We start from the raw sequence: 15474 nt of genomic DNA, 5'->3' as shown, positions 1-15474 counted from the left end.
ACATATTATTGATTTCTATCTGTTTGTTTTGCAAAGAAAAAGATAGGAGACTTTCCTCCTATCTCTGAACAATCAACTATCTTTCCATCTGCCTTACTGATCTGGCTTCAATATAACCTCTGTATCCTTGAGGTTCCAACTGGAATCTGGGAGCATCTTCATCTGCCCATTCAAATCCATACAGCTTGGGATCATAGTTTTTCATCACTTCCCAGATTTCATCTATGGCGTCTTCAAACTTGTCATCATCAAAGGGCTGACTTTGGAATACCATCATCTTGCAGGGCTTAAGCTCTATTACATCAAATCCTTCAGGTACAGGTCCGGCATAGTCTGCAGGAACCTCTACTCCCTGTGCATATGCTGATGTTCCCGGTTTAATTAAACTTTCTGGCAGCCACATGCCTATGGGTTCATACAGAGCTTCTTTTATTCCCGATAGTATATCCCAGACATCACAACCTACTTCTTCGCAGTACTCAAAATAATGTGTAGCCTTAATACCTCTTTTTAGTATAAGTTTTCTTGCAGGTCTGTCAACCACTTGAACGAACACAGTATTTGCATTGGAATCCTTAGCCATCCTATCCTCTCCTTTTTGCTTATTGAGGTAGTAATCACGGATCCGCTCCGGCATGAAAAGCTTAACAGGCGGCACTATCTTTTTATATCTATGAGGAGATATGCCAAATTGCCTGGAAAAGGCTCTGGTAAAGCCCTCATGAGAATCAAACACAAAATCAAAAGCTACATCGATTACCTTAGTATTCTTATCTCTAAGTTTTTCTGCTGCTTTGGATAGCCTTATTAATCTAATATATTCAAAAGGAGTTTTGCCCGTGAGCTCTTTGAAAATCCTGGAGCAATACCATGGCGAATAGCCTGAAGCCCGTGCCAGCATCTTGAGAGTAATCTTCTCGTTGAGATGCTCTTCAATATAATCCTGCATTCGCTGGACCCCATTAATCTTTTCCCAGCTTTCCATGATTTCACCTCCAAGAAAAGGATACATCATCTATCTACATCTTTCTTGATTTGCTTTGTCATGATGTTACCAAGCTAAAACTGTTCCATCCGTCCTATTCTCAGTGGCTCCTGCCAATACTCCATGTTCATCTCTGAATATTATCTCGCCTCTTCCATAGCCTGTATTGTCATCAGTTACCACAACTTCGTGACCCATATCTTCCAAGCCTTTTACTATTTCCTTAGGCATAGTATCTTCTATCTCCACCTTCTTGCCTTTAATCCATTGCCATCTTGGTGCATCTAAAGCTGCCTGGGGATTGAAGTTAAAGTCTACAAGATTCATAAGTACCTGGACATGGCCTTGAGGTTGCATAAAACCACCCATGACTCCCATAGGTCCTATTGGCTTTCTGTCTCTAGTGAGGAACCCGGGTATTATGGTGTGATAAGGTTTCTTTCCGGGCTCCAGGGCATTGTGATGGTTTGGATCAAAGGAGAAATTATGTCCTCGGTTATGCAAGGCTATCCCTGTCTCCGGCACTACCAGGCCTGAGCCGAATCCCATATAATTGCTTTGTATATAAGATACCATGTTTCCTTCCTCATCTGCCGTTGCCAAATATACGGTACCGCCGCTTTGCTCCCTTGAAGGGTATGGGGTTATGGCAGTTTTGCCTATTAGTTTCCTTTTCTCATCAGCCCAGGCATCAGAGAGCAAATCTTCAACCTTTACCTTCATCTTTCCCATATCTGTCACATATCTTTGGGCATCTTCAAAAGCCAGTTTGATTGCTTCAATCTGCTTGTGATATGTATCAACAGAATCTTTTTCTTTAAACTCAAAACCTTTTAATATGTTAAGAGCCATCAATGCTACTATTCCTTGACCATTAGGGGGTATTTCATTTAGTTCATAATCCCTGTACTTTGTATATATGGGTTCTACCCACTCAGCCTCATAATTCTCTAAATCTTCTTTTCGTATATATCCATCATATCGCTTTGAAAAGTCATCTATCCTTTCTGCTATTTCTCCTCTATAAAATGATTCTGCATTGGTCTCTGCTATTTCAATAAGAGTTCTTGCATGGTCAGGCAAAGTCACCATTTCTCCAATCTTTGGGGCTCTTCCCAAAGGTGCAAAGGTTTTGAACCAATACCCAAACTCATCGCCTCTCAAACATTCTCTATATCTGTCAAAAGCCTTTGCCCAATTCCTCCCCATAATAACAGAAACGGGATATCCTTCTTGGGCATAGTTTATAGCAGGTGCCAATACTTCCTTTAGAGGAAGCCTTCCAAAGCGCTTTGAAAGAGCCGCCCAGGCTGCAGGTGCTCCTGGCACATTTACCGGTACAAAACCATATCGGGGTATTTCAGTATACCCTTTCTTCTTGAGCTTATCTATGGATATGCCCATTGGAGCTGGTCCGCTGGAATTCAATCCATAGAGTTTATCTCCAATGGAAACGATAGCAAAAGCATCACCGCCAATGCCATTGGAAGTAGGCTCGCATACGGTGAGACAAGCCGCTACAGCTATTGCTGCATCGATGGCATTGCCTCCTTTTTTTAATATATCCATACCTGCTCCTGCAGCTAAGGGCTGAGATGTTGCTACCATCCCTTTCTTAGCATAGGCAGTATATCTTTTACAGCTATAAGGGCAATTAAGTGCATCAAATTTCATAATCTTTCGTCTCTCCTTACCTTTTCATTTATCTTTATTATACACTATCAAAATAATTGTTATAAAACCATTCCTCACCATCATTCTGATAAGCTTTTCTTCTCATCCTTTCTTTTGAAAATGCTATTTAGATCCAACTCTGCATTCAAGACACTTATCAGCATGAGCGCGGCACCTATATAGCCTCTTAAAGCAAGGGTTTCTTTTAAAAATATGTAAGATAGTATAGCGGAAAAAACCGGCTCCAATGATAGTATGAGCCCAGTATGGGTTGCACTTGTATATTGTTGAGCGGTGGATTGTACAATATAGCCTACAGCAGTACAGAATATGCTCAGCATTAATACAGAAAACCAGGAAATGGGTGTATTGGGAAGCTTCACACTTTCAGTAATCATGGAAATAATTATGCAAAAAAGTCCCGCAAAACCAAGCTGTAGAATGCCTAAAGCTATTGAATCCACTTCTTTTGTATATATGCCTATTACTATTACATGTACAGCACAAAAAAGTGCACATAATATACAAAGCAAATCTCCTACATTTATTCTGAATTGGGTATCAAGGGTCAGTAAAGCTATTCCTATAATTACTAAACATAGACTTAGTATAACCTTCTTTTCTATCTTCTGCTTTAAAAAGAAAAATGAAATAATAGGTATCAAAACCACAGAAAGACTTATCAAAAAACCTGCATTTGAAGCTGTAGTATACTGCAAGCCATAGGTCATGGATATAAACATACCCACCAATAGCATGCCAAGTATCAAAGAATATTTAATGGTCTTCTTGTCTGCTGATAAAACCTTCTTATGAAACACTGCCGCTGATAATATAAATGCTATGATAAACCGGATGGCAGTAAGGTTAAAGGGTTCTAAATTTCCAAGGCCTAATTTTGTAAGCATATAGGAAGCTCCCCAGAAAACCGTAATCATAAGGAGCATCAAATCTGCCTTGATCTGCTTGTTCATATTATCCCCTCCTCACAAATAAAAAAGCTACAAATATAAAAGCCATAGATACACACGTACCTATGGCTTAATCATTATATAAAACTAAAGTTTACATAATATAGTAATACTTAGCTATAGGTCGTGCAAATTTATCATAAGATATAACCAATAATTTTTTCATATTGACGACCTCCTGCTTAAGTATTTCCATATATTATTATATTACTCTCAGTTTGGAAATACAATATTAATTGCGTAATGAGTCCAGAAAAGCTGTCACATCTGAAATAACATTATCTGCTGATTGGCTCCTCAATATCTGGTGACCTCCATTAGAATAATATTTGATTTCCTTATGCTCTGAAGATAAATGCTCAGATAAATAGTCAACACTTCTTATTCTCACAGTATCATCATCCTTGGCTTGGGTAATCAGTGCATTGCATTTCACCTTGCATAATAACGGTTTGGTCTGATTAAGGAGCAGCAAAAAATTATGCATGGCTGGAATCGGTGAGTTTTTTCTTGCCCTCATGTATCTTTGAAGATTATCAGCTTTTCTATTCTTTATATCTTCTAGCAGGTTTAGAAGTACTCTTTTCAAGTTCCAATAATATATGGGAGTATTTATTGTTACTAAAGCTTTAATATCATGCTTGCATGCAAGATTGACCCCAATAAGGCCACCCATAGAAAAACCGATGATTGCTATATCATTTGTCTTCTCTTTTAATCTCAATAGTTCTTCCTCTGCCGAGCTTATCCAATCCTCATATGTAGCCTTTTTCATATCCTGTCTATTTCCTGTATGTCCCTTCAATTGAGGGCATGATACTTCAAAACCCTTATTGACTAAATATTCAGCTAAGGGTTCAACTTCATATATATTTCCACCGAACCCATGAATTACAATACATCCGACTTTGCTATTCTCCATGTGTCCTCCCTTTTAGCCTAAGTATTCATCCTTCAAAATAGAAAAGTATTTGCAATCTACTAATTGGCCTTGACCATTTCTGCTGATCTTTCGCAATGTACCTTCATATTTTAGTCCACACTTCTCCATAACACGGCCAGAAGCGTCATTGCCTACATGATGGCGTGCTGTTATGCGTTCAAAACCGACTTCCTTAAATGCAAAGTCTATTACTGCATTTAAAGCTTCAGTGACTATTCCCTTATTCCAAAAAGCTCTTCCTATACAATATCCTACTTCACAACCATCTATATTATTATCAATATTCATCAAACTGATGCTTCCAATTGCACTTCTCTTTTCTTTCAACTCTATTACCCAATGATAATATTCCAGGTTATCATAACTGCTTGTCCACATGCCAATAACTCTTTTTGTTACATCTAAACTACTATGGGTAGGCCAGGTAATAAATTTGGTCACCTCCGGGTCAGATGCCCAGTTGTTATACATATCCAAAGCATCTTCTTCAGTGAATCTTCTAAGTATAAGTCTTTTAGTTTCCAGCTTTTTTGTTCCCATATGATTTAACATATGCATTCACTACCCTTCTAAATATAGATTAAGTATTGCTTTAGACTATATAAATATAGTTTTATACAGGTAAATGGGAAATCAGCAAACCGCCTACTATCAAGCTTGTAATATTGGCTAAAATTGTGTATAGAACTGCTTTGCCTTTCTTATGCTCTTTCACCAATGATGCAAATGCTATGGTTTCAGTGATTAAAATAATAATCTCACCAAAAAGGAAACCGATCATCCAATATGAACCTAAATTAGGACCCGTCAAGAGAGCATTCAATCCTCCCTGGGTAATTAAGTTTATGATTAAAAAAGCAATCCAACTTGCCTTCTTCCGATAACCAAATAAAAGAAAAATGAAACCTTCAATAATCAATGTTAATACCACTCTCATGGACACCAGCAGAGGAATTCTTAAAGGTGATTGACCTGTTTTCAGGCTTTCCTTCTCCAAATCCAGTGTCAGCAGATTATTGTACATTTTAAAAGTTGATGCAGGTAAAAGACATTGAAAACTTTTATCACTGGACTGAACCATAAGGACAGCCCCTTCAAGATTTTTATTCCTTAGGGGACTCATGTGATAGAAGAAACGATAATATGCTTCCCACCCTTTTCTCTCTTTGCTTAATAAAATTGGTTCTGCCTCCTGATAATCCGAAAGGTGTATGGCTAATGACAAGTCATGAGGCGGGTTGGGTACTATAACAGTGAAGCCAGGTGGTTCTGCTGAATTAGCAAAAACTACTGCAGGATATACTATGCTTAACACTAAGACCAGTATAATAGCGGCTAAACGATAATTCAAACTCTTCACTTGCAGCCCTCCTTCGCAATAACGGATTAGGATACTCCAGCTATATACTTTTTATTATATCGCATAGTCTTATGTCTGCCCATAATTAAATCTAAAAGAGATTATTATGCTAGTTACCTGTAACCATAACTCCCCCAAATCATAATATGGAATTAGCGGATAAAAAGGGGGTTATTGAATGGTAGAATACTTATCCCAATTCAATCTTATATGGCTTGGAATAGCAGCAAGTACCTGTGCGGGTTTAGCTACAGGTATAGGATCATTACCTGTCTTCTTCACAAAAAACATCTCAAGAAAATTATTGGATGCTCTATTAGGAGCTGCTGCAGGAGTGATGCTGGCAGCCACATCCTTCAGTCTAATAGTTCCTGCCATTGAAAAAGGCGGTGGAGGAATACCTGGAGCCACCATAGCACTAATCGGAATTTTATGTGGAGGATTCTTCATTGACTTTGTTGATAAATTCTTCCCTGATACTAATTTGCTGACTAATGCAGTAAATGGGAAAGAGTTGAATGGAAACGGGTACAAGAGGAATTTCCTATTTAATTTAGATATGAGCCCTGCAATGCGCAAGATATGGCTTTTTGTTATCGCTATAACTATACACAATTTCCCTGAAGGCCTTGCAGTGGGTGTTGGCTTTGGCGACGGAGATATAGCCAATGGAATAAGCCTGGCAATAGGTATAGGGCTTCAAAACCTTCCTGAAGGTCTTGCAGTTGCTCTCCCGCTGCTTAGAGAAAAATACTCAAAATTCAGAGCATTTCTGGTAGCTTTGGCTACAGGATTAGTAGAGCCTATAGGAGGCCTTATAGGAGTAGGACTGGTACAAATAGCAAAACCTATTTTGCCTTTTGCTTTGGCTTTTGCTGCTGGTGCAATGCTTTTTGTTATCAGCAATGAAATCATACCGGAAACTCAAAATCATGAAGGAAGCTCGAAACTTGCAACTCATGCATTGCTTATAGGTTTTGTAGTGATGATGTTTTTGGATAATACATTAGGTTAACTATATAATATCTTAAGCTAAATAACCAAACACCAGGATGTAATGAGATAGGCTTCCCAGCATCACAAATATATGAAATATCTCATGAAAGCCGAAATATTTACTATTGCGAAGAGGCCATCTCAATCCATATATTATGGCTCCTATTGTATAAAATATCCCTCCTGCAGAAAGCAATACGAATCCGGTCAAGGGGATAGCCCTTATCAAAGGTACAATGGCTACAACTGCAAGCCAGCCCATTATCACATAGAAGGAAGTATAGATCCATCTGGGAGCATTGAACCATACCAGCTTCAGTACTATGCCTACACAAGCTAAAATCCATATACCGATAAGGAGCCCCAATCCCAACCTTCCTTTTAATCCTATCAGGCATACAGGAGTATAAGTTCCTGCTATTAATATGTAAATCATCATATGGTCTATTTTTCTTAGAATCTTAATACCCTTCTCCGATATTGAAAGCAAATGATATAGTGAACTTGCTGTGTATAACAGTACAAGGCTTAAACCAAACACGGATACTGAAACAATATATGAAGCCGTTCCTTTATTTACAGCAGATATCACCAGAATGACCATTCCAATGGCTGACACTATTGCTCCCACGAGATGAGTCAATCCACTTACGGGCTCTCTTAGCTTTTTCAACATTTATTTCATCCCCTCATTTCATTTATATTAATCTTTCATCTAGTTTTAAATACTACATATTATGTTTATGATAACTGTTTTATGCTAAATATTCAATATGCAAAAAAATATATTATAATTTTTCTATTTGTAGTATTATATTGTTGATAAGCCTTCATATAGTAAAGTAAATCTCCTGCTGAATGATTGCTTAGTCCATACTGGACTTGTCAGCCCTTGTATGCTGTATATCAGGTAGTTCAGTATTTAATGCTTAGGGTGGAGATGATAATACAAATGGATAGGGAAACATTATTGAAAATAGTTGAAAAATTATCATCATGCAAGGATATTCAGCTCAGTGATATACCTTGTATCGATTTATATGTAGACCAGGTAACAACATTATTCGATGATAAGCTTGGGGATACCAAGAGGGAACCATCAGAAAAGGTTCTTACAAAAACAATGATCAATAACTATACAAAATCCAGAATTATAATGCCTCCGAAGAATAAAAAATATAATAAGAATCATATGATTCTTTTGTCTTTGATTTATAATCTGAAACAGATATTATCTATCAATGATATAAAACTCCTTTTTGATCCCCTTTTCAATAGAACCAATAGTTCCAAAGGAGTTCTTAAGGAGGATTTAGATGAGTTATATAATGCCTATCTTACAATAAAAGAAGGTGATATGGAAAGCATCAGCAGCTATTTCAATGATGTATTTGATCATGTCTTATCTATTTCCTCTGAAACAGTTAAAGATACCAATAATGATAAACAAACTTTAATTCTTCTTGTTCTTGCACTTGCTGCTCAGGCAGCTTTCAATAAAAGGCTTGCAGAAAGCATAATCGATGAGTATTTCAAAGTTGAGAAATAATCAATATATATATGACAGAAGGCGGTTTTATAGATGTTAATATATTTTATCATTTCATTGTTTTATCTGGAGACAATACTAAGAGCCTCCCTTGGAGAAGAATTCTTTTCCTCGGGTTTTTTGATCTCATTAGTGTTTTCTGTACCCTTTGCATTTGTGTCATATATAATATGTACCGGTTTCAACAAAAGTGTAAACTATATTGTGACTATAGTACTTATGGGATTATGGGGATTCATATTTGCCTCTCAAATACTATATCACAAGTTGTTTAAAACATTTTATACCTTATTTTCAGCAGGTAATGCAGGTCAGATCCTGGAATTCTGGAAGGATATACTTGTCTTAATGGCTGAAAACATCCTATGGATACTATTGGCTTTTGTTCCATGCATATCGATGATCTGGCTGAAAAGGTTTTTGGCTTTCGCCAGTATAAGCATGAAGACCAGAGCCATTCTAATATGCAGCGCTATTGTACTTCATATAATCGGGGTTGCTTTCATATGTACAGGTGAAAGAACTCAATACTCAGCCTATGACTTATATTTCAACAATGACCATCCTGTCATGTCTGTAAAAAAGTTGGGATTGATTACCTACATGAGATTGGATATGCAAAGGCTCATATTTGGTTGGTCTCCCACATTGTCAGAACCAGAAGAAATCACAATTGAACCTCCTGTAGATATAATTGAAAAGCCTGAGCCAATAATTAAAGAAATCCAATACAACACCTTGGATATAGATTTTGTGGAGCTTATTTCTAATGAAAAAAATGAAACAATAAAAAACATGCACTATTATTTTATGAATGTAAAGCCTACAGAAAAAAATGATTACACTGGAAGGTTCAAGGGATATAATCTTATCCTTATTACAGCAGAATCCTTTTCTCCCTATGCGGTACATAAGGATGTGACTCCTACTCTATACAAAATGGTTCATGAAGGTTACAACTTTACCGATTTTTATACCCCCATATGGGGCGTAAGCACTTCCGATGGGGAATATGTGGCATGCACAGGTTTGATACCCAAAAGAGGTGTTTGGAGTTTCTATATATCAGGTAAAAAGTCCATGCCTTATGTCTTGGGCAATCAATTAAAGAGTTTAGGGTATGAAACAAGAGCATACCACAATAATACATATACATATTATAAAAGGAACATATCCCATCCCAATATGGGATATGAATACAAAGGTGTTGGAAATGGTCTTGATATAAAGAAATCATGGCCTGCATCTGACCTTGAGATGATGGAACGAACCATACCCGAGTACATAGACAAGGAGCCATTCCATACATACTACATGACTGTCAGTGGACATATGAGATATAGCTTTACCGGTAATACCATAGCAGCGAAGAATAGGAAATTGGTTGAGGATCTGCCCTATTCAGATGCCTGCAAAGCTTATATAGCTTGCCAGATAGAACTGGATAGAGCTTTGGAATATTTGCTTAATAAGCTGGAGGAAGCAGGTATAGCAGACAGAACCCTGATAGCCTTAAGTTCTGACCATTATCCCTATGGTCTTGAGTTGGAAGAAATAGACGAGCTTGCTGGCTATAGGGTAGATAGAGATTTTGAGTTGTACAAGAATCATTTCATACTCTACACAAAGGGAATGGAGCCTGTTACAATTGACAAACCTTGTTCCAGCCTGGACATACTCCCTACCATTTCCAATTTGATGGGATTGGACTACGATTCCAGACTGTTTATGGGCAGGGATATATTTTCTGATGCTGAGCCCCTGGTCATATTTGAAAATAAGAGCTTTATCACTGATAAAGGTCGCTACAACTCTGTAAAAGGAGTGTTTACACCTAATCCAGGTGTAGAGGTTGATGAAGATTATATAAATTCTATTAAGGATATAGTAGATAGTAAATTTTATTATTCTGCCAAAATACTTGAAACCGACTACTATAAATATGTGTCCAAATAAGTGATAGAGTATTTTCAAGAGGTGTTGATGTGAAAATAGGGGTTTTAAAGAAGATATGTTATATTCTATTATATGCGATAATAATATTTGCCTCTTTTTATGCCAGGCGTTATGTCAGTGCTTATAATGACCTTAAAGACAGAATGTACTATGATTTTGAGGATTTTGGAAAGGAATTGGAAAATCTCAATGATAATATATCCCAGATATTGCTTCTAGATTATACTTTTAATAGGGATAAGGAATTAATAAATAAACATATCGTTGCCAATTTGTTCAGATCAAATCTTGATGCATCTGATTATGGCGATGGCAAAGCCATATATGATTTTGATAGTATTTACCGCCAGGTGGATGATGTCATAAAAAGCATAATATCAGATAACATGATAGATATATCAGAGCAAAAATATCTAGAGACTCTCTATGACTATAATGCTGAATTGATTAAGGAGTATAAAAACATTATAGGTGATCTTTATGATGATTGGAATTTCAGTAAATCAAGGATAATCAGAAGAAATATAATTAAAATATATAGCAGCTATTGTCAGAAGGCTGATGATCTTCTCAATAATGAGAAATATGTGTTCCTGAAAAACTACAGAGGGAGTTTCAAAGATGCTGATTTTGAAAAGGCAAAGCATTATTGTGAACAGGCATTTTCAAAGCTCATAGAGCCTAAGACTCTGGAACAGGATGATAATCCTGAGCAATATACAGATATATATAGATTCAGGGCTAGTGTTGAACCCAGATATGAGAACAAAACCACCGTTGCCGATGATACAGTAGATTATGAAATCGTCTATGATAAGACTACAGACAAAATTACTGTTCGTGCTACAAAGTATTGGGTGCCCTCTAACAGATATTCAGAGAATGAGCTGGATAGCAGAGCTGACACAATAATATCAAGATTTAATGATAGTGTATTTCTATATGATAAACAAGTAAAATACGATGATGAAGGAAAACTGGATTACATAGCTTATTCATATATTAGCAAGAAGGATGACATATACGATGAAATGGAGAGAATGGCTCTTGTTATTGAATCTCATGGCTTAATAAGCAAGTTTGAAACTGTTTGTCCCGATAATAAAGAAATTGGAATTCCTGATATTAGCAAAGAAGATATTTTAGATAAGCTTAATGATAAATGCCAAGTAAAAGAAATAATTTTGATAAGAAATCTGACAGGACAATTAGAATACGAAGCGCATGTGGAGTATAAAGGTACATTATATTCTATAGTTTTCGATGGTGATAATGGGGATCTTAAGTATTTCGGAAGAGAAATGAGGAATTATAATAAATATTAAGGTAGAATTATACTTTCCTAGTGGGTTAAAATAAACCGGTATTTTTCATACCGGTTTATTTTACCAACTCTTGAGGTTGTTTTATTGCCCTTATTTTTGTTATTCTCTTATCTTCCACTTCTTCAATTCTGAAATGTATATCTTCAAATTGAACTTCATCCCCTACCTCAGGGATTTTACCTGATAAACTTAATATCATACCACTAATGGTATCAAACTCCAGTTCATCTTCAGGCAGTTCTATATCCATTATGTCGTTTACTTCATCTATGCTAAGCATACCGTTTATAAGGTATGTATTATCATCCACCTGTTCAAATTCCAATATCTCGTCATCATATTCATCAAAAATATTTCCTACAATCTCTTCAAGAAGATCTTCAATGGTTATAAGTCCTGCAGTACCACCATATTCATCGATTACGATTGCAATATGGGTTTTGGATTTCTGCATTTCTTTGAAAAGCTCATCAATCTTCTTATATTCCGGTACGAAGTATGCAGGTCTGATGATATCTTTTAAAGAAACTTCAAATTCCTTTCCGTATTTCATCATACTGAATAAGTCTTTAACATATAAGAGCCCTATTATATTATCTATTGTTTCTTCATATACAGGTATTCTAGAAAAATGTTCTTCCACAATTACATCGAGAATTTCATCTAATGTAGCATTTATATTTATGGCTGCAATATCTGTTCTGGGTGTCATCACTTCCTTAACGACTGTATCATCAAATTCAAAGATACTATTTATCATTTCTGTCTCAGTTTCTCTAATAATGCCTCTCTCTTCCCCAGCATTTATCATTAGTCTGATTTCTTCTTTGGTGATCTCATCCTCATGGCTTTTTGCGGTTCCACCTAATAGTTTCACTATCAGATTTGTAGAACCTGTCAAAAGCTTAACTATGGGAAATGCAATTTTGGAGAAAAACAATATAGGCCTGGCAACAAAAAGAGCAATCTTATCCGACCACTCCAGTGCCAATCTCTTTGGCACCAGTTCTCCAAGAACTAAAGTTACATATGATATTACGAGGGTTATTAACAGAAATGCAATAGTATTTGCATATGCAGCTAATATTGGTATGTTTAATCTTTGAAAAACATAACTTAGATATGGTGCGAGAGTTTGAGCCCCCAAACCACTGGCAAAGAAACCGGCAAATGTAACTCCTACTTGAATAGTGGCAAGTAGTTTGCTAGGTTCTTCTATGAATTTGTCTACAATTTTGGCTGATTTGTTACCATCCTCAATTAGAGGCCTTAGCTTTGATTGTCTTATAGATACTATTGCCATTTCAGAAGCGGCAAAAAAAGCATTAACGCCAACCAGTAATAAAATAACAAAAATTTGCGACCACAGGTCTACATCCATTAAAAAAATTCCCCCTAATAAAGTATTTTTCTATATTATACTATTTTTTCATGTGTATGCCAAGCAAGTATTAATCTTGATTTATTATTGTATATTTTATTATTGCCTTTTTAGATTTAATTTTATCTAGAGCAATTCACTTTTTCTTATATTATTAGCGTAATTTAAATAAAATTTAGACAAGAACCCTTATCTAAAAGATAATAGATCTTGTCTTAAGCCTGATATGAATATGAATATTAATAATCCAAAAAAGATTCTATCACATTTGCCTTCTATCAATAAAATTATTAATAAGCCTATTAGGAATAAATCCTCAAATGTAAAATTTGATGACACAAAATTAATAACTTTCATCAAGTCCAATGTTATCTACCCGCCTTAAAACCCAATTTCTCCATTATGCAGATAATGTTCATTGCCTTTACGCAATCATCCAAGGCCTTTTGTCTCTTCTCTGATACAAATGGTTTAATTGAGTTCAGTAGAACTATTCTTCTATCATTCTTATTGCCTTCGAAAAATTTTTCCATAATATTATTTAAAAGGGCTTCATCGAACAGGCCAGCCAAAGGGTTCTGATAATTTACATTCTCCGCCCTTTCTTCATAATTATCTCCTATGTCATTTTTTTTTTGCTGACTCATACCTTTTATGAGCATTCCCATTAATTCTTCTTTTAAGCCATCAAAATCATTGGTCTTAAGCATATTGCTCAATCTCTGACCTTCAGGACTGTTTTGCTTATCTAAATATTGAACAAGTTCATCTTTTAAGCCTTCAATGTCTCCCCTGTTTATCTTATCCTTAACTTCCTGACTTATATTCAGGTTAGGATTATTGTTTATATGGTCCATCACTAATTTTTTCATTTGATCTTGGTTTATATTATCAAGATTGACTCCGGGCATTTGCTGGGAAATCTTTTTTTTCATCTCCTCAATATCATCTTTATTATACCTGTTATTATTTCTTCCATATACCATGCAACTACCTCCAACATGTCTTATTTTTAATATACGAGCCGTCTTCGCTCCCTTTTACCTCTTGTATTTCTATATATAATATCTTTATTGCATTTCAAGTCTTCTTCACAAGCTTTATTTTTAATGATAGGCTCAGAGCATTTTTGAGGCAATACAAATACCAGGACAAGCAATAGTACTACCCAAATCATATCATCATTAAGTAAATCATCTAAAAAGCCCATACCGAACCCTCCTCGGGATATATTCTATTCTCATTACATTCTATTCTCCCTATCTTTTTTGGTTACAGCTTTTCCTTGGAAGTTTTAAGCCCGGCTCAGGCCGGGCTTAGACTAAAAGAACCTTTTTCCAGAAAAAAATATGAAAAATAGTATGATCAATATCCATATACTGTTATTTCCCAGGAAGTTACCTCCGAAGCAACCGCAATTTCCGAAACCTCCACAGAAAAATAGTATAAGGAGTATTATCCAGATCCAGTTATTACAGAATAATCCTTCTGTAGGTTTACAGCAATCATGTGATGCTATGCCCATATAAGCACCTCCTCACGGGCTTATATCATCCATTTATTATATTGGAACGCCGAAGAAAGTTCTTCCAAAGCCTCCAAAAGCTATTACAGCCAATATTATGATAAAGAAGAAGTTGCTGTCTCTTCCAGATGTTATGCAGGATGCCAATAGTATGAATAGTACCAGCAATAGCAAGAATGAGAATTCACCTGGCTTGCAGAAATCTGTTATGCCAGCTACTTTATCACATCCACAGCTGCCTACACCTGCTACATTACTATAACCCATTTCTACACCTCCCTGTATTTTATTTAAGATATTATAACAGGACCCGGTTAAACCGGGCCTGTATCTAGAAGACTCCTTCACCGAAGAAAGTTCTTCCAAAGCCACCGAATGCAATAACGGCAAGTATGATTATAAAGAAGAAATTACTTTCTCTTCCCCAAGTTATACAAGATGCCAGAAGTATGAAGAGAAGGAGTAAAAGCAAGAAGGAATTTTCACCAAATGCACCTAGTACATTGTCAAATTTGCCAGACATAATAGCACCTCCTTCCTCAGCACGGTCTATGATCTCATTAAAATGTTATAGGTTAAAATCCAAAGGTTCTTCCAAATCCACCAAAAGCTATTACAGCTAAGATGATGATGAAGAAGAAGTTGTTCTCCCTTCCTTTAGTTACACATGATGCTAATAATATGAAAAGAAGTAATAAAAGTAAGAAGGAATTACTTTCTGGACAGCATTTTCTATCCTCTACTCCTAATACAGGGCCACAGCCGCATCCACAGTTGCCTACACCTGCTACATTACCAAAACCCATAGT

Annotated in this window: 18 protein-coding genes; 4 read left to right on the top strand and 14 right to left on the bottom strand. The window is 36.1% G+C overall.

Going from position 1 to position 15474, the window contains the following annotated elements:
• Window positions 1-76: 76 nt before the first annotated feature.
• The 6 genes from ACESM9_RS04530 to ACESM9_RS04505 all read right to left on the bottom strand — a co-directional run bounded on the left by ACESM9_RS04530 (window position 77) and on the right by ACESM9_RS04505 (window position 5933).
• Entirely contained in the window at window positions 77-985 is a 909-nt protein-coding gene (locus ACESM9_RS04530; RefSeq protein ID WP_372995727.1) for a helix-turn-helix transcriptional regulator, read from the bottom strand.
• A 66-nt stretch (window positions 986-1051) separates the two neighbouring features.
• Window positions 1052-2659 carry a gamma-glutamyltransferase gene (gene ggt, locus ACESM9_RS04525; protein WP_372995725.1) on the bottom strand — a complete coding sequence of 536 codons (1608 nt, stop codon included), beginning with the start codon at window positions 2657-2659 and terminating at the stop codon, window positions 1052-1054.
• An 80-nt stretch (window positions 2660-2739) separates the two neighbouring features.
• Window positions 2740-3633 carry a DMT family transporter gene (locus ACESM9_RS04520; RefSeq protein ID WP_372995723.1) on the bottom strand — a complete coding sequence of 298 codons (894 nt, stop codon included), beginning with the start codon at window positions 3631-3633 and terminating at the stop codon, window positions 2740-2742.
• A gap of 229 nt (window positions 3634-3862) precedes the next feature.
• Complete coding sequence (locus ACESM9_RS04515; RefSeq protein WP_372995721.1) at window positions 3863-4552, bottom strand: alpha/beta hydrolase; 690 nt, start codon at window positions 4550-4552, stop codon at window positions 3863-3865.
• Window positions 4553-4564: 12 nt separating this feature from the next.
• Window positions 4565-5125 carry a GNAT family N-acetyltransferase gene (locus ACESM9_RS04510; protein ID WP_372995731.1) on the bottom strand — a complete coding sequence of 187 codons (561 nt, stop codon included), beginning with the start codon at window positions 5123-5125 and terminating at the stop codon, window positions 4565-4567.
• A 61-nt stretch (window positions 5126-5186) separates the two neighbouring features.
• Complete coding sequence (locus ACESM9_RS04505) at window positions 5187-5933, bottom strand: hypothetical protein (RefSeq protein WP_372995719.1); 747 nt, start codon at window positions 5931-5933, stop codon at window positions 5187-5189.
• A 178-nt stretch (window positions 5934-6111) separates the two neighbouring features.
• Here ACESM9_RS04505 and ACESM9_RS04500 point away from each other — a divergent pair, with 178 nt between their 5' ends.
• The gene (locus tag ACESM9_RS04500) at window positions 6112-6948 is read left to right on the top strand and encodes a ZIP family metal transporter (RefSeq protein ID WP_372995717.1); all 837 of its coding nucleotides are present in this window, start codon (window positions 6112-6114) and stop codon (window positions 6946-6948) included.
• A 12-nt stretch (window positions 6949-6960) separates the two neighbouring features.
• On the opposite strand, the gene trhA is transcribed toward ACESM9_RS04500, so the two are convergent.
• A complete protein-coding gene (trhA, locus tag ACESM9_RS04495; RefSeq protein WP_372995715.1) occupies window positions 6961-7605 on the bottom strand; it encodes a PAQR family membrane homeostasis protein TrhA in 645 nt (214 codons plus the stop codon).
• 276 nt (window positions 7606-7881) lie between these two features.
• On the opposite strand from trhA, the gene ACESM9_RS04490 reads away from it, so the two are divergent.
• The 3 genes from ACESM9_RS04490 to ACESM9_RS04480 are packed head-to-tail and all read left to right on the top strand — an operon-like array spanning window position 7882 to window position 11759.
• Entirely contained in the window at window positions 7882-8478 is a 597-nt protein-coding gene (locus ACESM9_RS04490; RefSeq protein ID WP_372995713.1) for a DUF1836 domain-containing protein, read from the top strand.
• Between the two features lie 33 nt (window positions 8479-8511).
• Window positions 8512-10434: an LTA synthase family protein gene (locus ACESM9_RS04485; protein WP_372995711.1), complete on the top strand. Its 1923-nt coding sequence runs from the start codon at window positions 8512-8514 to the stop codon at window positions 10432-10434.
• A gap of 29 nt (window positions 10435-10463) precedes the next feature.
• On the top strand, window positions 10464-11759 hold the full coding sequence (locus ACESM9_RS04480; RefSeq protein WP_372995709.1) for a hypothetical protein: 1296 nt from the start codon (window positions 10464-10466) through the stop codon (window positions 11757-11759).
• 55 nt (window positions 11760-11814) lie between these two features.
• On the opposite strand, the gene ACESM9_RS04475 is transcribed toward ACESM9_RS04480, so the two are convergent.
• From ACESM9_RS04475 to ACESM9_RS04445, 7 genes are all read right to left on the bottom strand, one after another.
• Window positions 11815-13140: a hemolysin family protein gene (locus ACESM9_RS04475; protein WP_372995707.1), complete on the bottom strand. Its 1326-nt coding sequence runs from the start codon at window positions 13138-13140 to the stop codon at window positions 11815-11817.
• Between the two features lie 368 nt (window positions 13141-13508).
• A complete protein-coding gene (locus ACESM9_RS04470; RefSeq protein WP_372995705.1) occupies window positions 13509-14126 on the bottom strand; it encodes a hypothetical protein in 618 nt (205 codons plus the stop codon).
• A 26-nt stretch (window positions 14127-14152) separates the two neighbouring features.
• Complete coding sequence (locus ACESM9_RS04465; RefSeq protein ID WP_372995703.1) at window positions 14153-14350, bottom strand: hypothetical protein; 198 nt, start codon at window positions 14348-14350, stop codon at window positions 14153-14155.
• 111 nt (window positions 14351-14461) lie between these two features.
• Window positions 14462-14665, bottom strand: coding sequence for a hypothetical protein (locus tag ACESM9_RS04460; RefSeq protein ID WP_372995701.1), 204 nt, complete (start codon window positions 14663-14665; stop codon window positions 14462-14464).
• A gap of 36 nt (window positions 14666-14701) precedes the next feature.
• The gene (locus ACESM9_RS04455) at window positions 14702-14932 is read right to left on the bottom strand and encodes a hypothetical protein (protein WP_372995699.1); all 231 of its coding nucleotides are present in this window, start codon (window positions 14930-14932) and stop codon (window positions 14702-14704) included.
• 64 nt (window positions 14933-14996) lie between these two features.
• Window positions 14997-15188 (bottom strand): hypothetical protein, encoded by a 192-nt coding sequence (locus tag ACESM9_RS04450; RefSeq protein ID WP_372995697.1) that lies wholly within the window; start codon window positions 15186-15188, stop codon window positions 14997-14999.
• Between the two features lie 52 nt (window positions 15189-15240).
• Complete coding sequence (locus ACESM9_RS04445) at window positions 15241-15471, bottom strand: hypothetical protein (protein WP_372995695.1); 231 nt, start codon at window positions 15469-15471, stop codon at window positions 15241-15243.
• Between the last annotated feature and the right edge of the window lie 3 nt (window positions 15472-15474).

Source organism: Lutispora sp., assembly GCF_041687175.1.
In the GTDB taxonomy this organism is placed as follows: domain Bacteria; phylum Bacillota; class Clostridia; order Lutisporales; family Lutisporaceae; genus Lutispora.
Note: the sequence above shows the minus strand (reverse complement) of the source record. Positions and strands in the feature narration are given on the sequence as shown.